The sequence below is a fragment of the Paenibacillus sp. FSL R10-2199 genome (assembly GCF_038000235.1).
GTDB lineage: Bacteria > Bacillota > Bacilli > Paenibacillales > Paenibacillaceae > Paenibacillus_AQ > Paenibacillus_AQ phytohabitans.
In genome coordinates, this window is record NZ_JBBOBO010000001.1 from 543819 (window position 1) to 565757 (window position 21939).

15 protein-coding genes are annotated in these 21939 nt (G+C 53.0%); 7 read left to right on the top strand and 8 right to left on the bottom strand.

Annotation, left to right across the window (positions count from 1 at the left end; genetic code table 11):
* Window positions 1-109: 109 nt before the first annotated feature.
* Complete coding sequence (locus tag NYE33_RS02305; RefSeq protein WP_042132965.1) at window positions 110-736, bottom strand: C39 family peptidase; 627 nt, start codon at window positions 734-736, stop codon at window positions 110-112.
* Window positions 733-4284 carry a PAS domain S-box protein gene (locus NYE33_RS02310; protein WP_341064629.1) on the bottom strand — a complete coding sequence of 1184 codons (3552 nt, stop codon included), beginning with the start codon at window positions 4282-4284 and terminating at the stop codon, window positions 733-735. The genes NYE33_RS02305 and NYE33_RS02310 overlap by 4 nt, the downstream gene beginning before the upstream one ends.
* 303 nt (window positions 4285-4587) lie before the next feature.
* Here NYE33_RS02310 and NYE33_RS02315 point away from each other — a divergent pair, with 303 nt between their 5' ends.
* From NYE33_RS02315 to NYE33_RS02325, 3 genes are all read left to right on the top strand, one after another.
* Window positions 4588-5409 (top strand): hypothetical protein, encoded by an 822-nt coding sequence (locus NYE33_RS02315; protein ID WP_341064631.1) that lies wholly within the window; start codon window positions 4588-4590, stop codon window positions 5407-5409.
* Window positions 5410-5498: 89 nt separating this feature from the next.
* Entirely contained in the window at window positions 5499-6602 is a 1104-nt protein-coding gene (locus NYE33_RS02320) for a glycosyltransferase family 4 protein (RefSeq protein ID WP_341064632.1), read from the top strand.
* Between the two features lie 240 nt (window positions 6603-6842).
* Window positions 6843-7169 carry a P-II family nitrogen regulator gene (locus tag NYE33_RS02325; RefSeq protein ID WP_039300108.1) on the top strand — a complete coding sequence of 109 codons (327 nt, stop codon included), beginning with the start codon at window positions 6843-6845 and terminating at the stop codon, window positions 7167-7169.
* 135 nt (window positions 7170-7304) lie between these two features.
* Here NYE33_RS02325 and NYE33_RS02330 read toward each other — a convergent pair whose 3' ends face one another.
* Complete coding sequence (locus tag NYE33_RS02330) at window positions 7305-8546, bottom strand: DUF445 domain-containing protein (protein ID WP_042132959.1); 1242 nt, start codon at window positions 8544-8546, stop codon at window positions 7305-7307.
* 312 nt (window positions 8547-8858) lie between these two features.
* On the opposite strand from NYE33_RS02330, the gene NYE33_RS02335 reads away from it, so the two are divergent.
* On the top strand, window positions 8859-9722 hold the full coding sequence (locus NYE33_RS02335; protein ID WP_341064633.1) for a Cof-type HAD-IIB family hydrolase: 864 nt from the start codon (window positions 8859-8861) through the stop codon (window positions 9720-9722).
* Window positions 9723-10046: 324 nt separating this feature from the next.
* Here NYE33_RS02335 and NYE33_RS02340 read toward each other — a convergent pair whose 3' ends face one another.
* Window positions 10047-10214: an aspartyl-phosphate phosphatase Spo0E family protein gene (locus tag NYE33_RS02340; RefSeq protein ID WP_076243512.1), complete on the bottom strand. Its 168-nt coding sequence runs from the start codon at window positions 10212-10214 to the stop codon at window positions 10047-10049.
* Between the two features lie 161 nt (window positions 10215-10375).
* Here NYE33_RS02340 and NYE33_RS02345 point away from each other — a divergent pair, with 161 nt between their 5' ends.
* Window positions 10376-10831: an Imm30 family immunity protein gene (locus NYE33_RS02345; protein WP_042132955.1), complete on the top strand. Its 456-nt coding sequence runs from the start codon at window positions 10376-10378 to the stop codon at window positions 10829-10831.
* 483 nt (window positions 10832-11314) lie between these two features.
* Complete coding sequence (locus tag NYE33_RS02350; protein ID WP_341064636.1) at window positions 11315-13651, top strand: UvrD-helicase domain-containing protein; 2337 nt, start codon at window positions 11315-11317, stop codon at window positions 13649-13651.
* Between the two features lie 87 nt (window positions 13652-13738).
* Here the strand turns inward: NYE33_RS02350 and NYE33_RS02355 are convergent, their stop codons facing one another.
* Entirely contained in the window at window positions 13739-15067 is a 1329-nt protein-coding gene (locus NYE33_RS02355; protein WP_336102899.1) for a 6-phospho-beta-glucosidase, read from the bottom strand.
* On the bottom strand, window positions 15064-16044 hold the full coding sequence (locus tag NYE33_RS02360; protein WP_076243510.1) for a BadF/BadG/BcrA/BcrD ATPase family protein: 981 nt from the start codon (window positions 16042-16044) through the stop codon (window positions 15064-15066). The genes NYE33_RS02355 and NYE33_RS02360 overlap by 4 nt, the downstream gene beginning before the upstream one ends.
* A 285-nt stretch (window positions 16045-16329) precedes the next feature.
* Between NYE33_RS02360 and NYE33_RS02365 the strand changes: the two genes are divergently transcribed.
* A complete protein-coding gene (locus NYE33_RS02365) occupies window positions 16330-17046 on the top strand; it encodes a GntR family transcriptional regulator (protein WP_042132950.1) in 717 nt (238 codons plus the stop codon).
* A gap of 84 nt (window positions 17047-17130) precedes the next feature.
* Here NYE33_RS02365 and NYE33_RS02370 read toward each other — a convergent pair whose 3' ends face one another.
* Window positions 17131-19674: a hypothetical protein gene (locus tag NYE33_RS02370; protein WP_341064637.1), complete on the bottom strand. Its 2544-nt coding sequence runs from the start codon at window positions 19672-19674 to the stop codon at window positions 17131-17133.
* Between the two features lie 23 nt (window positions 19675-19697).
* Entirely contained in the window at window positions 19698-21698 is a 2001-nt protein-coding gene (locus NYE33_RS02375) for an S-layer homology domain-containing protein (protein ID WP_042132947.1), read from the bottom strand.
* Window positions 21699-21939 lie beyond the last annotated feature (241 nt).

Genomic DNA, 21939 nt, shown 5'->3' on the forward strand with positions numbered 1-21939 from the left:
CTAGTCTTACGTTTTGTGCAAACGTTTGTATTATGCAGTACCGGAAGGCCGGACCTCTCTGCTGTCCCGTCATGCAATCCAGCCGGCAGGTTAGCCCTTCCTTATGCGGTTAAGGCGCCTCTGAGGATTCCGCTATGTTAAGTGCCACCATTGTAAGAATTGCCTGATTCGCTGGATATGAAATGCGCCGCTCGCGGCCGGGAATATACCCGCGGCCCGGATGCCGCACCCCATTGTCATGGACAACCAGCGTACATGTGCCATCAGCATTATCCTCATAACCGATTCCAAGCACCCAATGATAATCATAGACATAACTTCCCCGCCAGCGGAGGCTGAACCATTTATCAAATTTAAGGGCTACAGGCCGCGAGGCATCGATCTCGGCTTTGTATCTTGCGATATCATTAAATACGGAAACCGTAAGCAGTCTGGAGCTATCCTTCCCGCGCGGAGCAGCATGGCTGATGTAGGCCCGGAGACCTTTGGCGAAGCTGCGCACACTCATTCCCCAAGGTGTTCCGCCATGATGAGTGTATATGTAATTGATATGTGCTGCCTTGGAATCAAAATGACCGGCCCCCGGAATAAACAGCCTGCCCATACGCGTGTGCCAATATTCCATAAGCGCGGCCATAGTTGCCGGACCGCAGGCTGAGGCGGGAGAGGCTACTCCCGTTTCCCACTGCGTATACGGTTCCGCCTTCAACTGCCGGCTGGACGGCTGTCCGCTCATAGGGATACCCTATTCCGGCAATGCTGCAATACGCGTTCAATATCTGTGGTCAGGTACGGCTTGCTGACAAAGTCATCCATACCGACCGAGAAGCAGCGTTCCCTGTCCTCATCCCTGGCATAGGCTGTCACTGCCGTGATATAAGGCTGATGATCCGGAGGAGCCTGCTGACGGATTCTGGCCGTTGCCGTCAGGCCGCTCATCACCGGCATTTGCACATCCATAAATACAAGATCATACGGCTTGCGGAGCACAGCCTGCAGTGCCCCGCTGCCGTTGTCTACGAGGTCAGCAGTATATCCTCTTGTGCGGAGCATGGTCAGCAGCAGCTTCTGATTGACCGGATGATCCTCCGCGATCAGAATGCGCATAGGTCCGAATTTGGCAGCAGTTAGCCCCCCTTGCGCAGGAAGCAGTTCCCTGCCGTCAGCCTCATGCTCAAGGCTGCTTCCGGCTGATCCCCCTTGATCCGCCGGGGGAACCGGTACAGATACATGCTGATCGGAGTCAGCAGAATCGGCGGATTCCGCCCACCCTCCATCGGGATCGATATCAATATCTATAGGCAGTGTGAAGTAGAAATCCGAGCCTTCTCCTTCAACGCTCTCCACGGTGATCGCTCCGCCCATCAGCTCAACCAGCCGTTTGCAGATCGCGAGGCCCAGTCCGGTCCCCCCGTATTTGCGGTTAATTGACGGATGAAGCTGGGAGAAGGACTGGAACAACAGCGGCTGTTTCTCCGGCGGGATTCCGATTCCTGTATCCAGCACACTGAATTTCAATATCAGCTTCCTGCGGTCCCGGCAGTATTCCGTACCAAGACGGATAGAGACTTGGCCCTCCTCCGTGAATTTGACCGCATTGCTGACGAGGTTCACCAGCACCTGGCGCAGGCGGGCGGCATCGCCCATAATCAGCTCCGGCACATCAGGAGCCTTATGACAGGAGAGTTCAATGCCCTTCTCCCGGGCTTTGGGCGCGAACAACTCCGTTACGTTTTCAAGCAGTCCTTCCAGGCTGACCGGCTCATGAGTAAGCGTCATTTTACCGGCTTCTATTTTGCTGAAATCCAGAATTTCATTAAGAATATATAACAGGGACGCGCTGCTGTCGCTAATGATCTCAGCATATCCGCGCTGCTCCTCATTAAGCTCCGTCTCCATGAGCAGATCTGTCATCCCCATAATTCCGTTCATCGGCGTACGCAGTTCATGGCTCATGATGGCGAGGAATTCCGATTTGGCCTGGTCTGCTTTCTCTGCCAGCTCCTTCGCTCTAATAATCTCCTTCTCATCGGTAATGTCACGGAAAACAACGACCGCTCCCTTGCGCTCGCCCTTGTCAAACAGAGGGGTAACCTGATATTCGGCCAGAAAGCTGGAGCCGTCCTTGCGCCACAGCACCGCATCTTTGCTCTGATGAGATTCCCCTGCCCGCACCGCCCGCATCAGCGGAGATTCCTCCGGCCGGTAATGAATGCCGTACAGCGCCGTCTGTTGAAGGTGATCCAGGTAAGGATGGCCCGTGATCTCTCCATATTCAAAGCCCAGCATCTGTGCCCCGGCGGGATTAATAAAGGTTACTTTCCCCTCGGTATCCAGACCGAATATTCCTTCGGAGACCGCATTCAGGATCAGAGTGTAGTCATTGCCCAGCTTCTCAATCTGCTCGGTGTAACGGATACGGTCCGTAATGTCGCGCGATATTCCATATACACCCACAACCTGCTTGTCCACAATAATAGGAATATTGATCGTGTTAATCTCCACCAGACGGCCATCCTTATGAATCAGCGTAAGGTCATAGCTCTGGGGAATGCCTTGGGTAGCCAGAGTGAAATGATGCATCGTCTTCCCGATATCCTTGTCCGCCACGAGCGGTCCGAAATAATTACCCAGCAATTCATCCAGCGAGTACCCGCTAAGCTCCTCCAAATAGGGATTAGCCGTGAGATATTCACCCTGCAGATTCATGGAATATACCGCGGAAGGATTATACTCGAACAACGATTTGTAGCGCTGCTCGCTCTCCTGCAGCTTCGAGTCGAACTCTTTGCGTTCTGTAATATTCCGGCCGACGGCAATAATCTCCACCGCTTGACCCTGCTCATCAAAAATATAACGGCTGTTCGTCTCAAACCAGATGTAGCTGCCGTTCTTATGACGATAGCGGTAGGAAACCGGCCGGATAAACCCGGAGATTTCGCTTTCAGCCATAATCGCTCTCATCATCTCCAGATCATCCGGATGCAAATAATGATAAGCGCTGGTACCGATCATCTCTTCAGGCTCATAACCCAGCAGTGATTGGCTGGCCGGTGAGCAGTACAGGAAGATGCTGTCCTTGATGGCGTGGCGGGAAATCAGATCGAGTGAATTCTCCGACATCAGGCGGTAATTGCGTTCGCTCTCCCGCAGCAGCCGCTCCATCTGCATCCGCTCGGTAATATCCTGCATCATGCCGATCAGCTGAACCGGCTGGCCGCCCGGTCCGAAGGTTACATCCCACTGGATGTGTACAGCCAGGATATCTCCATTCGGCAGAATCAGCCGGTAAGACGTGTCCCCGGACTCGCCCTTGATTACAGCACGCTCTACAGCAGCCTGCAGGAGAGAGAAATCCTCCGGATGAACCAGAGCCATGAAAGCTTCGTAATCCACATTGTCATTCCCGACAGCATTCTGCAGAATACGCCGCACCTCTTCCGAGAATGACAGCTTTCCCTTGGTCAAATCCCAGCCCCACGAGCCAATTCTGGCTACCCTCTGGGCGATGGCGAGCGCTTCCTCGCTCTGCTTACGCCGGGTCACATTACGCCCGATTCCCATAATTCGCGTAATTTCGCCGTTCTCGTCCCGGATTTCATGAAAAGACATCTCAAACCATAAATAATGCCCTTCCTTGTGACGCAGCCGGCGGCTGTAAGTATCATTCTTCAACAGGCCGTTGGAGCTGCTGATCCCGTCAAAATCATCCGGATGATAGAATTCTGCCCGGTTTCTTCCAACCATCTCCTCCGGCAGATATCCAATTTGCGGGAAGGAGGAGGGGGAAATAAAGCTTAACGTCCCGTCCGGCAGCGAGAAGGAAATCATGCTCTGATCATCTTTTATAAATAAGTTGTACAGATCGCGGCTGTCTACTGTCAGCTGGTCAGCAATCTTGCGGTCCGTAACATCCTGTGCATATACAATAATATTCCGGTCCATCCGGCCTGCTTCTGCCGGAACAAACGTAAGGGAGAGCCAGAGCTTCCTCCCGCCGCTGCCAGGGAAACGCAGCTCTTTCACAAGGGGCTGCCCGTTGGTCTGCGACAGCTCCTTCATGATTTCGGGTAAAGAGAATCCCCCCTGCTCTTCCAGCCGGACCCGGCCTGTCCCGGATAAAGCGCCCGCGAGAAATTCCGGTTCACTGCAGCCAAGCATCGTGCAAAAAGCAGGGTTAACCATGACCCAGCGGTCCCCTTCAGAAGACAGCACAGCCATCCCCACTGGAGACATCAGGAATGCTTGATCCAGAATGGTTCTATTCTCTGCCAAGTTATCCATTAAACAAGGCCTCCTTCATCTCGAGCCGGCGCTTCTGCAGACTCTCTGTTGTCTTCGCTTGTCCTTCTATATCTCACAGTATACGATAAGAGCAGCAGGGAATGAAACGTACAGCCCCCATTGGATCAGGAAAATTTAAATTGTAAATATTGACTATTCCAGAAATGCGCCCTATATTAAAAGGTAATTATATAACCGTGACTCATTACGCTGGAAGCACCCGTAATAGAGGCCTATTGGCCTTTACTGCGGGTGCTTTTTTGCGTGTATTATCGGGACACGGAAACAAGAGGAGGAATATTAATGAGGAATTTGTGCAGGAACGCTGCCATAACGCTGCTCTCCCTGCTGATTGCCCTGGCCACCCTGGCCGGGTCTGCTTCTGCATCTCCGACGGTAATAACCGCATCGATTCAGGCGTCTTTTGATCTTACTGCGGCAGCGGCAGATAGTACTATCCGCGTCCGGCTGAAGAGCCAGTACAGTGAATTAACCCTCCTGTCAGCCCAATATGACAGCCGGGAGATACAGATTAGAGCGCTTCATGATCAGAATGCAGAGTCGCTGATTGTTGTCCGCGAGGCTATCAAGAATATAGACCAGGCTTCCGTAGCCCGGCTTACCGCAGCTGTCAGCAGCGCCAAGGAACGCTACCAGCCGCTGTTCGATCAATACAGTGCGCTCAACAAACGGATTTCCCTGCTCAAAGGGCTGAAGGACAAGACGCTGAATTCCGTACTGAAGGCCCAGTCCGAGGCTATGAAGCTCCTTGTACAGTTGGCCCGACAGGAGATACGCGACAAGGAAGCCCTGCTCAAGGCTGCCAAGGATACACGCACCAAGCGGGTTGCCGCTGCCCGCAAGATTCTGGCCGGAATGGATAACGCGCAAATTCCAATGAAATCCCAGAAGAGTGCAGCCTCCGCATTGAACAAACGGCTTACCGCAGACTGGAGCGATTTCAAAGCTGCGGTCCGCAAGCAGAACTCCGTCCTGGCCGGCCAATCCTTATCCTCAATGGTCTCCGGCTACCGGCAAATTGCAGCCAGCAAGCTGAAGATTATTGAGCTGGAGCAGAAGATCGCAGCCATTATTACCGCTACCCATAAGCAAATCGGCACTTGAACCTCTATCTGTCCTGTATCTTCCAACCGTAAGGGCGCATATGGTAGTTAAAGAAGACCATCATCATGCGGCGGGAGGAGGCATTCACTATGCGTATCTGCATCATTGCACCCGAACAGTTCCCGGTTCCAGGGGATGGCTCTGTAGAGATCTGCATCTGGAATATTGCCCGGCGGCTTGCCCGAAGGCACAAGGTAACTATAGTGAGCCGGAGATCGCCTGGACTCCCGGACACGGACGAAATAGAGCAGGTCAGGTTCATCCGCCTTCCTTCCGGCACCCCTGCCCGGTACCGCAGTTCGGTTCTCGGATATCTGGAGGCGGCAGAAGCCTTTGAACTGATTCAGATCGATAACCGGCCGCTGCTGCTGGCCGCTGTCAAACGGCGGCACCCCGGCACTCCGGTGCTGCTGTTCCTGCATTCCCTGACCTTCGTGCCGCTGGAATCCAGAATCGCCCGCAGCCTCGCCCTGGCGGACGCTGTCGCGGCTAACAGCCGCTCCCTGCAGCAGCGGCTCGTGCGGCGGTTCCCCGGTATCCCGGGCAAGCTCCGCGTTGTTCCGCTGGGAGCGGACCTGTCCCGCTTCGTCCCCGTGCCGGCGCAGGAGAAGGCACGACTGCGCGCGCTGTACGGCCTGGCCCCCGGCTTCACCGTCTTGTTCGTGGGCCGGGTAATCCCGCGCAAGGGAGTGCCTGTGCTGATCCGGGCCATGCACCGGCTGAACAGGAATATGCCCGCCCGGCTAGTGATCGCCGGAGACGGCAAGCCGGCTTATCTCCGGCAGCTTAAGGTACTCGCGCGCCGGCTGGGTGTGCGCGTGTCTTTCCTGGGGAATATCCCGCATGAGGATATTCACAGCCTGTATCAGGCCGCAGACTGCTTCATCTGTCCTTCCCAGCGGCATGAATCCTTCGGCCTCGTGAATGTAGAGGCCATGGCCACGGGACTTCCGGTGATCGCCTCGCGAAACGGCGGAATCCGGGAGATTATTGATTCCGGCCATAACGGATATCTAGTGGGGAGATACCGGGACCCTGCTCCTTTCGCCAAGCGAATGCTGATGATCGGCCGCAATCCTGTGCTCGCGGCAAGGATCGGAATGCAGGGGCGGAGCGATGCGCTGCAGATGTTCGAATGGCAGCATACTGTAGAGCTGCTGGAGAATCTCTACCTGAAGCTGGTACCGCAATAACCGGAGGAGACGGGTCCGTGCACCTCCTCCGGAATGCGATACAGCAGCCCCTTTGACGCTCCCCGGCAATGCGACATTGTGTCATACGAATTTTGTGATCCTTCTCGCAGGATACGGCTGCAGTTAATATTATACTCATATTGTAAGCGTTGCCATTAAGCAAATGCACTGCACAGTAAGCCAACAAGACATTGGCAACCCCCTACAACACAATATTCGCTGTAGAAAGGGTGCATCGTTATGTTAATGATCAAAGCTATAGTACGGCCGGAGAAAGCGGATGAGGTCATGGCTGAATTACTGCTTGCCGGCTTCCCCTCCATCAGCAAAATGGACCTGCTCGGACGCGGTAAGCAAAAGGGAATCCAGGTCGGAACCAACCATTACAATCAAATTTCCAAGAAGCTTCTGATGATCGTAATTCAGGATGATGAGAAGGATGACGTCATCAGCATTATTATGCGCACAGCAAGAACCGGTGAGCATGGCTCATTCGGCGACGGCAAAATTTTTGTCCTGCCCGTACAGGAGGTCTTCACCATCAGCAACGGTAAAAACCAGCTCTAAACTTCCCGGTCTTCCTTATGACCCGCTTTCCTGTAGCGCATATGAAAGAGGCAGCCAAACGTTCCGCCAGTCTCCGTCTTCACGGACGGTCCGGGAACGCCTTGCTGCCTCTGCCTGTTCTTGCTCATGCTACTGTCAGATCATCTGGATAACTGTAAGCACCAGCCCTACAACAAAACCGCACACAGCTCCATTAACGCGAATCCACTGCAGATCCTTGCCCACCTTCTCCTCCAGCATGTTCACGAGCGAGGCGTCATCCATTTGATCAAGGTTCTCCTTGACCAGCTGGCCGATCCGGTAATGATTCGATTCCACGAAGGCGATCAGCGTGCCGCGGATCCGCTCCTCGGAAGCCTGAATCCATTCCTGCTCCTTGCCGATCCGCCGGACCAGCATAGCATACAGCCAGAACAGCTTGCGGCCGCCGCGTACCCGGTCTTCCTCAAGCAGCGCAACCGCCTTAACGCGCAGTCCTTCCAGCTGCTGCTGCACGAAAGCCGTAGCAGCCTCCCCTTGCAGCTCATTCAGCGCCCAATCCTTCAGCGAGGAGATCCGCTCCTCATTGCTCAACAGCTGGAACAGAGCGACACGGATCTCCCGGATGACCTCCTCACGGTACGGGCTGTCCTCTTCCTTGAAATCACGGATAGTGGACTGCACCATGCCCTGCAGCATTTCACCCAGCATATCGGCATCAACGAATCCGACAAAAGCCTGAAAAGCCATCCCCTTCAGCCCCCCAAGCTTCACCTCAGCCAGCTTCTCGCTGGCGATCTTGCCCAGCATCGCACGGGTTTCCGGACGCCCGCTCCAGGAGGAGATCCCTTCCAGCGCATAATCAAGAGCGGCAATATCCTTGCCGTCATTCATCAGGCTGGTAGCGATTTTATCGGCGGCAACGCCAAGCTCAGCTTCACGCAGATAGCCTGCTGCTGCAGATTGAAGATACGGAACCGCCTGCTCTACCGGAAGCCGCAGTACGAATTCTTTAATCTGCTCCAGCATTTCCGTTCTTGCTTTCTTTCTGGAGAAGAACCGTGTCAGCATGCCGGCGCCCAGAGAGATGATGTTGATTTTGCGCAGCTTGTTCTCAATGCTCTCCTTGTTCAGCAATTCATTCTCCATCGCGGAGATTAGAGACTGTATAAGCTTATCCCGGTTCTTCAGCAGCAGCGAAGTATGCGGAATTCTAAGCCCCAGAGGATGGCGGAACAACGCGGTCACTGCAAACCAGTCGGCAATCCCTCCGACAAGACCGGCCTCGAAGCCCCCTCTCAGCAGAATAACAGCCAGGTTCTCCGGCAGAAATAAGGTGAACAGGAAACCGCATGCCATGATGGCAAGAGATATGGTAGCTAAATTTCTGGATTTCATGTGTTTATTATCCCCCTTACATAACGACCCCAAGCCATCTTTTGCCCGAAAAAATTGCTTTGCAGACAACAGCAGACATTCCCGTTACAAGATTGCAGGTCTACATTCAATTGTACCACGAGAAGACTCTTTTCTGAAAATCCGGCAAGAAACGCAGCTTAAATATACGTACCCCGGACTATATATGGATGAAAATGTGATTTTTAAATTTCAGGGAAATAATGATAAGATACAGAAAGATAAGTTATCGCGTGAAATACAGAGCCCTTGAAGGGGCACCTACAACTATAGATGGAATAGGAGAACTGCAACATGCTAATTGCACTGGATATGGACGGAACACTGCTGAACGAGGATGGTGAGATAAGCAGGGAGAACAAGGAAGCCATACTCCAAGCACAACGCCTGGGGCATACCGTGATCATAGCCACCGGACGTTCTTACATGGATGCGGAGCGTCAGCTGCGGCTGGCAGATCTGGAGTGTCCTGTAGTGAGTCTGAACGGCGCTGTTGTCACACTGCCTGACGGAACGCTGGCCGCGAGTACACCGCTGAACAAGGAGGATATCATCCCCGCGCTGCGCTGGATGAACGAGATTCCTGAATTGTACTATGAGGTATACACAGAGGATAACGTATATGTAGAGCTTGATAAGCGGGTACGGCTGGAGAAGCTGTCGGCACTGAAGGAAGATGAGGTTCCCGAAGAGGTAGGCTGGCTGCTTAAGGCGATGATCGACCAGCAGTTTCAGCAGGCGGCTGTAACCTATGTGGAGAGCATGGAGGACATCTGGAGCAAAGAGGAGAATCTGATCTACAAGACACTCGCCTTCTCGCTGAACCGTGAACTGCTGAAGGAAGCCTCTACACGGTTCGCCGCGATTCCCGGGCTGATTATTACGGCATCACATGTCAACAATATTGAAATTAATCATAAAGATGCTAATAAGGGCAACGGTGTGAAGCTGATGGCGGAGCATTACGGCATCCCGGCAGCGCAAATCGCAGTTATGGGTGACAGCTATAATGATCTGCCGATGTTCGAGATCGCCGGCTACCGGATTGCAATGGAGAATGCCGCACCCATCCTCAAAGAAACCGCCGATTTCATTACGCTAAGCAACTCGGAGCATGGTGTTGCGGCGGGTCTGCGGCATCTTTTGGATAAGCAGTAACTCCGTCTTCATAGCACAAGTGGAAACAGCTTTGCCACTCCTTATGTAAGGACGGTACCGTTTCAGCGAGAAATAGAAGGATAAATTATCGTGTGAAACATATAAATTCTTATATTTCAAAGAAAAAACAGCCCTCACAGGAAGGCTGTTCTTCTTCAGCGGCGGCCGGCTCCAGAGCGGTGAAGACAGCAGACAGATATTGCACCCAGGTTTAATGCGAGAAATATGATGACAGTTAACCGCTGGGCGGTAGTCAAAGCCAACAGAACGGGAATAAACACGACATCCCTCCAAATCTCACCTTTTATTTGTGAATCTATCCAATCAGCTAATCCTTTGCGGATAGCTATACTGATTAAGCAAATGATCCAGGGCAACCGATTGTTCAACTACTTTGGGATGTGTCAAAATGCCGTATCTCTGCTGCGTCTGATACAACTTCTGTCTGGCTTTCTCTACCTGCAGCAAAAATGTACGATCATTGGTCTGCATGACACTTCCTCCTTTGTTCAATATATTAATCTCAGCTGTCAAAAATTGGACCTTAAGATAAATGGCGTGAACTATTCTTACATAACCCGCCGCAAGCTGTACTCTGCCCGGCATGAACACCCGGCAGCTTCAGCTGCAAGGTGAATTAGGAGGAATCTCAGATGAACCTGTACCCGGGGATTGCCCGGCTATATGAGAACCGGCTGCTGCGTACCGAGCTGGAATGTGAGCAATTTGATCTTGCGCTGGAAGGCCTGGCTGGTGATACGGAGGATGCCGTGATTCATCAGATCTTCAAGGTATTCGATGATGATACGGAACAGGAGGAGGTCATGTTCAGCCTCGTCCATTTCGTGGAGAGCGTTCAAATGGAGATGTACCTGACCCAGCTGCTCGAGTCACTGCCGGACATGATGGAGCATGCACGCAACTGGGCCATTGTGCTGAATACAAGAATCCTGAATGACGATAATTACCGCAAAGATTACGCAGAGATCGCCGCTCTCATGCCGGTGAAGGTCAAGAGATGCCTGGCTTTTCTGCTGGAGGAAATTAAGGAAGACAATCCCCGGCTGTTCGAGCGCAAGGCTAATTACATTCTCGCTAAACTGAAGTAACTAATCTATCCATACTTCACAGCCCCGCTAGCAGAATGCCCAAAGGTATTGCCGGACCCTCCTGAAGAATATCCAGAATCACATGTCTTGGTTCCAGTCCCTTAAACCCTTGATGGGCTGGTTCTGCCTATTATCCCGCTCCTCTTATTCACTAGACTTCCATGCAGGGGAACGGGCAAAATGGTATATTGTATACTGGTCAAAATGTTGTACATATTGCAACTTGGATTCATAGATACCAGGAAATTCAAAGAATTGTTGCATGAAATACAGCAATTGTCTGGATTATCCGCTTAAATGAGGTGGAACGCTGCATTTTATACAACAATTTTGGGATTAGGCGGGATTTAAAGAGGGAAATGTTGTATTTCGTGCAGGATTTAGAGCTGGTGCAGTGATAATCTACGCCTGAAAGTCCCCCACCGGTAAACCCGCAGCATAACTTGCACATAAGCTTATATAGAACAAACGAAGGTGAATCTAATGAACAAGCTTTTATTTCATAATATACCGCTGGGCGCTACCGGCGAGAAAATCCCCCAGGCGAAGGTTGCCTCCGCCCGGACGAGCAGGGAGACCGTGAAGCCCGGAGACAGCGACGCGGCTTACTTCCGCAGGCTGGAGGAAGGCGGCATTCTGCTCAATCCTCCGCAAATCTCAGCGGTGCGGCATCATCTCGGGCCGCTGCTGACGCTGGCGGGAGCAGGCTCCGGCAAAACCTCGGTGCTGATCTGCAGAACCGGGTATTTGCTGTCTGTGCGCGGCATCGCCCCGGGCCGGCTGCTGCTGCTCACGTTCTCCAGCAAGGCAGCGGCAGAGATGCGCGAGCGGATTGCACTGCTGCCGGGTGTGGATGCGGGCGATGCCGCCCGCCTGCAGGCCCGCACGTTCCACTCGTTCTTCCTTTATTTCCTGCGCCGGCAGGGACTGCGGCAGGATATATTCCATGAAACCCGGCGCCAGCACATTCTGCTGAAGCAGATCATGCGTCAGCTCGGGCTGCCGAAGGATGCCTATCCTCCAGAGAATCTGCTCACCCTGCTCTCCTCCTGCAAGATGAATATGGGCTTGCCCGAGGATATGCCGGAAACGACGGAAGCGGAGAAGGAAATGAAGGCCATTCTCGCCTTGTACGAGCAGTGGAAGACCGATAATTTCAAAATTGATTTCGACGACGTGCTGCTGATCGCTTACCGGATGCTCCGGGAGCAGCCGGCACTTCTGCTGGAGCTGCAGCAGAAATACCAATATGTAATGGTCGACGAATTCCAGGATACAAATGCGCTGCAATATGAGCTGGTCAAAATGATCGCCCATCCGCAGGACAACCTGATGGTGGTCGGAGACGATGATCAGACCATCTATTCCTTCAACGGGGCGCGCAGCGAGTTCATCCTGGAGTTCGAGAAGCTGTATCCCAATGCCAAGGTGATCACCCTTGATATCAATTACCGCTCCGGACCGGCCATTATCGGGCTCGGGAACGGGATTATCCGCCACAATTCACGGCGCCGGGCCAAGACGCTGCAAGCTGCCAAAAGCAGCGGCAATCCGCCCCGCTATCTGCGTCCGCAAACGGCGGATGAAGAAGCCGAGCAGATTGTAGAGCATATCGAGCGTGAGATCGGCAGCGGAGCAAGAGAATACCGCGATTATGCGCTGTTATACCGCGCCAACAGCAGTAACCGGGCAATCCTGGAGCTGCTGCTGATGCGCGATATCCCTTATGTAGACTACGGCGAAGGCCAGCTGCTCTACGAGCATTGGCTGATCTCCCCTGTGCTGGATCATCTGCGCCTGTCTGTTAACCGCCGGAACTTCGCCGCGATGGAGAATATTCTGCCGACCCTCTACATGAGCCGGGAAAAAGGGATGGAGCATATCCGCCGCATGGAGGCCGTGCAGGCGAAGCAGGGCCCGCTGATTCACCTCCTGTCCATGCCGGGCATGGAGGATTTCAAAGGTACCAAGCTGCGCGAGCGGTTGGATCTGATCCGCGGGCTGAGCGGGCTGACACCGGTTCAGGCCATCCGCCAGATCCGCACTGTTTTCTATGACTATTTCATCGAAGCCAATGAGCGGCATCAGGCTACCCTGCACCGGGAGACGCTTAAGGAAATGCTCGATGAGCTGGAGGCATCCGCAGAGCGGTTCGGCACGATTCCGCTGTTCCTCGAATTCATAGATAATGTAACCGAGCGCAACGAGCAGAGCCGCCAGCCGGGGCTTAAAGAGCAAGGCAACCGGATTGCCCTGATGACTATCCATAAATCCAAAGGACTGGAGTTCCCCGTTGTCTTCCTTATCGGGGCTTCCGAGGGCATTCTGCCGCATAGCTCCGCACTGGAGGAGGGTCGGCTGAAGGACCGCAAGCCGGCGAGGGCAAGCGTTACTGTGGTCGGCAGTGCTGCCGCCAGAGCCGCAGCCGAGGCAGGAATAGCTGCACTCGAAGAGGAACGCAGACTCGCCTATGTAGCCGTTACCCGGGCCCGCGAGGAGCTGTTCATCAGCTCGCCCGCAAGGCACCGGGGCAAGAAGGCAGAGGTCTCGCGCTTCATGCTCTCCGCCTTCCGCACTGCGGCACCTCCTCAGGCAACTGCACCGGCCGCCGGAAACAGAAGCACTATAGTGCGCAGCAGCTATTCGTCCGGGTCCTCCGCAGCCAGAATGCATACAGTTCCCGTCTGGAGCTGTTCCGGCAAGTCCTGCCCGGGCTGGACCCGGATGAAGGCGGGCGGAGCCGAGGATCACCTTGCCTCGAAGCCCTGTCCGCTCTGCAAATCCGCCATGCAAAAAAGCACCCGGGAAGTCCCTGTATAACGGGACGCACGGCCGCCGGTACACAACCATCAGCCCCATTCAGCAGCTAACCGGCGCTGAATGGGGCTGATGGTGTTATTCCCGGGTTTATCTTGCCCGCACCTGGAATTGGGGCAGATAATCGGCATTCTGCTCAAGAATATCGGCCAGAACCTCCTTGGCGATCCGCTCGTCTCCTACCAGCGGGTGGATCGTCAGCGCCTGCAGCGCAGAGGCATAATCCCCTTTCACCGCCGCTTCAATCGTCAGCTCTTCATAAGCCTTCACCACCTGCAGCAGACCTCTGATCTGGGGAGGGAGCGGCTTGCTCGGGGCAAGCGCATGCGGTCCGTCGGATTTGATAACACAGTTGATCTCAATGGAGACATCGCCCGGAAGATCAGGGATGATCCCCTGATTACGCACATTGACCGTCTGAATGTCGCCGGTATCATTATAGATGGACTTCATCAATTGAACAGCCGCTTCCGAATAGTAGGCACCGCCGCGTTTCTCCAATTGAGCCGGCTTACTGTTCACTTCTGGCTGCTTATAAATCTCGAACAGCTCGGCTTCTACTTCTTTTACCTCATCGGCACGGGTCTTTCCGGTCTCTTGATAATGCCCGGAGATCTCCCGGTACATCTCTTCCTTCATATAATAATAACGGTGGTAGGGGCAAGGAAGTGCTCCCACGGACTGAATGAATTCGGAATCCCACTCCAGATCGGGTATATTGGCCATCGAAGGCCCTTTGGCTCCGGACAGCTTGTTCAGGAAATCCTCCGTCACGTCCTCTCCTTCAATCAGCACCCGGGTCGTCCAGTTGAGGTGATTGATCCCGACAATCTCAATGAACATATCCGATTGCGGAACCCCGTAGAGCTCAGCGATCTGCATCTTCGTGCTTATCGGGAGATTGCACAGCCCGACAGATTTGACAGTGGAATGCTTCGAGACAGCTTCCGTAATAATACCGGCCGGGTTGGTGAAGTTGATCATGAACGCGCCCGGGGCCAGTTCCTCAATATCCCGGCAAATGTCCAGAATTACCGGAATGGTGCGAAGCGCTTTGGCGAATCCGCCCGCGCCCGTTGTCTCCTGGCCGATTAAATGATGGGCCAGCGGTATCTTCTCATCTCTTGAGCGGGCATCCAGCATGCCCACACGGATCTGCGTAGCGACAAAATCCGCACCGCGAATCGCTTCGCGCCGGTCCAGCGTCGTATGAAGCTTGATAGGTTTGCCGCTTGCATCAATCATACGCTGCGCCAGTTCGCCTATGATTCTCAGCTTGTCCGCTCCGGCCTCGATATCTGCCAGATACAGCTCAGCAACCGGGAATTCATCATAATACCGGATCAGGCCCTCTACAAGCTCCGGCGTATAGGAGGAACCTCCTCCGATTACAGCGATTTTCAAGTGGCTCTTCTTCATTTGCGATTCCCTCCGTCTCTCTTGAAATTCTCTATTATTGCTGGGGTTACGGGCAGGCCAAGCCGATCCATGGCAAGCATCACTGCACCGAATACAGGCGGCAGCTCTGGGATTACAAGCGTGCAAAGGGGATGCTCCGCCTTCACCTCTTGAAGCAGCGCATCCAGCAGCAACGGGTTTCTGCCGGATTGAAGGATGCTCCCGGTAAGGATGACCGGCACCGCCTCCTCTTCAAAGCCGCCCAGTTTGCGGATTACAGCCGACGCAGAAATCCCCAGCTCTCTGCCCATATCTGCAAGCAGCTGGCGGGAGAGCCAGTCGCCCGAGTCTGCCGATTCGTGAACAATCAGCGACAGCTCCAGCGGCGCCGCAGTGATCTCGTCATCGAGATACCGGTTCAGCATCTCCCCGAAGCTTGTAAACCCAAGCCTCAGAGGTATCCGCTCGACCAGATCACTGTAGGGTTCCCTGCCTTCCCAGCAACGCACCGCCCTGCCGAGTGCCTGTGCAGCGAGATAAAAGCCGCCGGCCCGGTCACCGAACAAAGTATCAAATCCGCCTACCTGCACCGTTTGCCCGAGCCGGTTGCGGCCCGCCGCGTTCGTATTGCTTCCACAGACAAGCACCACTCCCGTGTTATCCCGGCTCCCGACACGGAGTCCCTCCAGCGTATCGCAGACCATATTCCAGCTCCGCAAGTCCAATTGCCTGCTGATTTCCGGAGAAAGCCTGTCCATATCAATACTGCGATCAGCACCCGCAAGACCGAACTGTACAAAATCCAGCTGATCCATGGCAATTCCTGCCTGCGCAAGCGCGCCAAACAGCGCTCCGCGAATATTGAGCACAGCCGCCTGGACTCCAATGATTTGATGGTTGCCGCAGCCTGTCACTGCGGATCCCAGCACGTTGCCGTAATGATCAGCTATAATGGCAATGGTTTTGCTTCCGCCGCCGTCTACACCCGCGAAGTACATAGCTTTCACTCCTGATTGGTATATTGAGTTTATTTATAGTAACATTTTTAAATATTGTTCCTACAAATATATTTCCTTTTTCATGCGTCCTTATAGTCAGAAAACTCCCTTACAGAAAAATACAATAGATAAATCTCTTTACCAGGCATAGAGTGAACAAAGTTGTAATTCCAATTTTAGGAATTACATAATCCCGGAACCCCGGATTCTTCTCTTTTCTATTAGGTTTCTCCTGCTCTTTTTCCGTGATATAATATAACAAATTGGCATCGGAGGAAACTTGTAATGACAAAGAGAACAAATAATACTTTATATTTCAATATTAAAGAACAACTGCTCAAACAGATTCAATCCGGGTTCTATGCCGTCGGAGAGAAACTTCCTACCGAAGCCGCATTATGCGAGATGTTCTCCGCCAGCCGGACTACAATCCGCCTCGCGCTCAGCGAGCTTGAGGTTCAGGATATTCTTGAGCGGCATCAGGGTAAGGGCACCTTCGTCAAACGCAAGGAGCTCCAGCTTAACCAGAAACGCAGCTTCACAGAAGATGTGCTGATGAGCGGCAAAGAGCCGACCAGTAAAATCATCGAAGCCAAAGTGATGCCTGCGGAAATACCGCTTAATGAATTCCTTAATATCTCGGTGAAAGCTCCCGTGAACCAGCTTTTGCGGATCCGCTACGCGGATAATGAACCCCTTCTATATGAAACTACTTATATTGCCTGGGATCTTGCCCCGGGGCTCATCAATGAGTATAAAGACGGATCACTCTTCTCCTTCCTGGAGTCAGAGTACAGCCTGAAGGCTTACCGCTCTGTGGAGCAGTTGAAGCCTGTACTGGCGGACAAGCTGGCCAGCAGATTGCTTGGCGTCAAAGAAGGCTCCCCTTGTCTGCAAGTAAGAACTTTTACGTATCTGGCCGACGGCTCCCCGCTGGAATACAGCTTCGGCGTATTCCGGGGTGATTTCCCCAGCTATACTATCGAGAGGCAGTTTGGATAACAGAAGGTTAGAACAAAATTAGAGCAGAGAGCATGCGGAGCACCCCTCATGGGTGCTCCATTGCTTTTAATTCATTAAGCTCCGCTACTCTTTGATGATTTCAAAATAACGCCCCAGCCAGTATGGCAATGTAAAAACCGACCCCGCTTCAATGCTGCCTGAACGGTAGTTATACCCGGGATTGGCGCCTGTTGTCTGGCTGTCATTCTCAAACGGATTCGAATTATGCTTAATGATGCGCCGCTCATCCGGTGCAAGTGCGTAGTTCGTCTGCTTGTAATCGTCGCGGTCACCCGGTTCAATATAGAGCACATCCTGACGGTCCCATTGCACCGGGAATTCAATCTGGAATTCAGGGAAACGGTACAGGAACCGGACAGCAGATTGCAGATCGACATCGGTTTTATCCGGATGCGCAAGCTGGTAGAGGAAGGTGTAGAACGGATTCTCCTCCCGAACCTCATTGGAATACCACTGATCATAGGCTGCTACAATCTGTGCATGTCTGCCTGCATCCTGCTCAAGGGTGACAAGCACGAATACCGGGAACCAGCCCAGCTCTTCATCCGAGTAATTGATATACTGGGTCCAGTCATTATGAATCGTCGCATTGGTATTCGTGCCATCCCCTGCATTCTCCATGGTTACGGCCTGGTTATCGTTCTCGCTGTAAGCGTTGGTAGCCTGACGCACAAGTCTCCGCTCAATATAATCAAGTGCCATATCCATATAGCCCTGACCGTTGATATACGGTTCCTCCTTGCTGTAGCTGCCGGCAAAGGCCTGCTCATAGGCCAGCTCATATTTCGCCGAATCGGCCGGATAGCTCTCTGCGACAATATAGCTCGCCGACTTCAGCGCAGCCATGACCTGCAGTGCGTTGAGCGGACCGTCTTCGTAGCCGTAGGACAGCGCGTCGTCTCCGTTCTCGTCAACGCCAATCTTGGACTGCCACTGTACCTGCTGCTCCATAACGCCAAGGCTGTCGTTGAAATATTTGGCGAACCATCTGGACCACTGTGTTGATTTGCCGGTAGCATCCTCAATGTAATAATGGTCATCCTTCAAGATCAGCTCTGTCATGCGGTGCGTTGTTTCTTCAATGAGGGATTTCAGCTCAAGAAGTTCAGGATCGGTGCTGTCACCGACCAGATATTTATAAGCTGTGTAGAACATGGCGTAGTGCCCATCCACTTCATCAGCGGAGGTATCTGCCTTATACACAATCTGATTCATGTCGATATGGCCGTCCACAATGGCGCTATCCGGGAACAAATCATTGAAGAAATCCGGAATCTGCTCATAGACGGGAGCCGTCAGCTGAAACAGCGGCTTATTATTCTCACCCGTTGTTTTGTCTTCCTTCGCATCAATATTGTTAGTGGCGGCCGTAATGACAGGCAGCACCTGATATACCGCACCTGTTGCGGTAGTTCCTACCCGTGTCTTAATATCAATTCCCAGCTTCTGTCCTTCAGGACGTGTCAGGTTGAGCTCGTCAATCGCAGCTTGACTAAGCCCAAGTCCGTTGTAGTTGAGCACATCCGTGCCTCCGCTCGGGAACAGCGTGGAGCCTTTTTTGTTCTCTGCGTCCTTGGTTACCCTAACCATGGAATAGCCAATCGGCTCTGTCCCGTCGTTACGCTGCATGCTTGGAATAATCCCATTGGGGTTAATCATGTCCGGCCCGACGAAGTTCTGGAACCAGAACCCGTTCGTAGACTGGTAGCCATACACTGAGTTGCCCACTGTAGCCGCAGTGGCTTCGCTGGTCAGCATATAGGAACGTGCCGGGAACCCGTTTCCGCGTCCGGATACATAATCGAGCAGCAGCACAGCCTTGGTTGCTCTAAGCGCTGCCGCTCTGGCATCGGCGATTTCCGCCTGCTCTCCAGAGGCCGGACTGGTCCCGTACTGCTCCTGTAGCGCTTTATAGCGGAATACCTCACCCATTGCATACATCGCGGTCCATAAGCCATCATTATCGCTGGTGGTAGGCGTTGATGTGAACAGTCCGGTCGCAGAGTTGTAATTGACCGCGTCCAGCGTGCCGTCTGTCTCCGTAAAGTTAAATCCTGCGCCATGAACCATGCCGCGCCGGTCAAGAATTGATTCCACGAGATCCTCATAGATAAATGATTTGTCATGCAGCGTCTTCTCCGGCATCGCGATGTGAGTGACACCGCTTGCCGTCCGGACCCAGATGCCGCTCTCCCCGTCACTGGCAAGACCTGTCACATGATCGTCGCCGCCATACAGATACCTTGGTCCAGCCATATACTGAACGATATCCTTAGTGTCGCTTGCGGTGAAGTCAACCCGCTGCAGGCCGGTCTCCGTTCCAATCCAGTAGACGCCCCCGTCCAGAACAACACTGGTTACATCGCCGATCACCGACAGCGGCAGAAATTTGAGTGCAGCAGTATCGGTAACCCATTCGATGCCACCCGGGATGGACACCGATCCGGTTTTGTAATAGGTCATTTCTTTGGTCTGCACGGCTTCCAGCTGAACAGGAGAGTAGCTCGCACCAGGCAGCTTGTCTGCGAATACAGGTGCCGCCGGCAGGACAGACAACGTCAAGGCAAGCAGGGCACCCGTAATCTTCAGGCCATTCTTCTTCATCATGTACATGGTAAACTCCCCTTTCCTTATTGGTAGATATGCGATACGCCGGTTTGTGTTATAACCAGTACGCCCGTACTTCCATCCGATAGCAGCAGAAGTACTTTATCATCGTACAATTCCTTGCCTTGTGCAGAATAACTGGTCATTTCATTCGTTTTGAGATTGATTTTTGTTACTCCGCTGTTTGTTCCGATCCACAAATAAGTACGGGTTTTGTCCAGAATGGATGTGTTAACCCCCCGCAGGGAAGCGAATAGAGATGGTTTGACATTAAATTCATAGTTAACAAAGGTTATTGCATTCACAAGGTTCGGCATGGTCACATCCGGATTGGCTATCGAAGGAGTGTATGAAGGGTCCTGGAGGAAGGTCAGGTATTGCTTGGCCAAGCCTTCTGCTCCCGTCGAGCTGAACGAGCTTAAGGCTTCGGCATAGGAATACCGCTCGGGAGTTTTGGTCGTTGGTGTTGGTGTTGGCGTTGGTGTCGGCGTTGGTGTCGGCTTTGGCGTTGGTGTTGGTGTTGGTGTTGGCGTTGGTGTCGGTGTTGGTGTTGGCGTTGGTGTCGGCGTTGGTGTTGGTGTTGGTGTCGGTGTCGGTGTTGGTGTTGGTGTTGAAGTCGGGGTTGGTGTCGGACTTCCCGTATCCGGGCTAGGGCTTGGAGCAGGAGTGGATGTTGAGCTTCCCGTGCCGCCGCTTGAACCCGTTCCTCCCAAGTTGCCGGTTGTTGAAGCGATCAGATTGCCTGAAGCATCATAATCTTGTCCGCCTATGCTTACCTTTGAAGCATTAATCGTCAGCTTGTCCGGCTTGACAGAGAACGACACGCCTTCTACATTAACTACCGCTTCTATGATTGCCCCTTCGCCAGTTACGGCAGCTGCACTGCCTAAAGTCATTTTCCTGACGGTTCCGCCCTTGTTCAATTTAATAGCTGAGCCGCCTGCTTTGGATGAGACATTAAAGCTGCCAACCTGGCCGCTTTCCAGCGTGAACCCTGTCTTTGCAACCACATTCAGCTCATTTACATCCCCTGCCAGGGAAACAGCATCTGAAGCTCCCGTAAACACATTAACGATATTTACTGCCTGCCCCGATTCATTAACAATCCGGGCACCGGAGGTCACATCAATCTCCGTAGCTGTTGTCTTTCCCTTCAGCAGAACCCTTACAGGAGCGGCGGGCTTGCTGACTACAATCCGGTTCACTTTACTGTCCGTTAGGGTGATGCTGTGTATACCGCCGCCGTTTATGTAAACGACGCCTCCAATAGTCGTGTTGACCAGACTCAGATTACCTTCGCCAACACCAGGCGTAATATATAAATTCCCCGAGAAGTTCAGATCGGACAGGGTGCCTCCAGCCGTATTAACAATCAGATTTCTGCCGGATATTCCTGAATGATCCCCGCCGTCGGCAATCAGGAGGCCCATGGCGTTATTAATCATCTTCACAGCCTCGGCCCGCGTCAGTGCTTTTTTGGGCTGGAACAAGCCTTGCGGTGTGCCCTCCACATAACCGGCTTCCTTCATAGCATATACGGCTTCCTTGGACCAGCCGGCAATCACAGCATCATCTGTAAATGGGGAGATGGCATTCCCGGAAGCTGCAACATTGAATACTCTGCTGAGAATAAGGGCCGCCTGCTCACGGGTCAGAACCTCAAGCGGGCCGATCTCGCCTTCTCCGCTGCCAATAAGGGCACCAGCTGCAACTGCTTTGCTGATTTCAGTGGCATACCATGCCGTCCGGGGGACATCGGTAAAGCTCTGGGCACTTTCTTCACTGAAATTAAAGATCCGGTTAATCAGGGCTGCGAATTCTGTTTTTCTGATTCCGTCATTCGGCAGAACAAGGCCATCCTCGTTGCCTTTGAGCAATCCCATTTCCTTCCACGAGGCAATTTCCTCTGCGGCCCATACAGGAATCTTCTCTGTTGTTTCTGCAGATGCTGCGGACACGCCGGTAAACGCCACGGATGACACCACGGCGAATACTCCAAGCGTCTGCTTCCATTTGAACTTCATATGCGTTCCTCCTAAAGTTTAGATTGCGTCTGCTTCACCCGAAAACCCTCTTACACACCCCGGTTTGGATCTTACTTCTAATGGCGCTCCTGACTTTCGAACCCTCTTACCCGAAACAAATCTTCAGGGGTTACATCCTTTTCAGGTTATCTTATTGATTAATCCGTTTCTGTTATGTCACCTCCATGTCATATCATTAATGTTATTGTAGTAACATTTACCCACATTCTATTTTTAATCA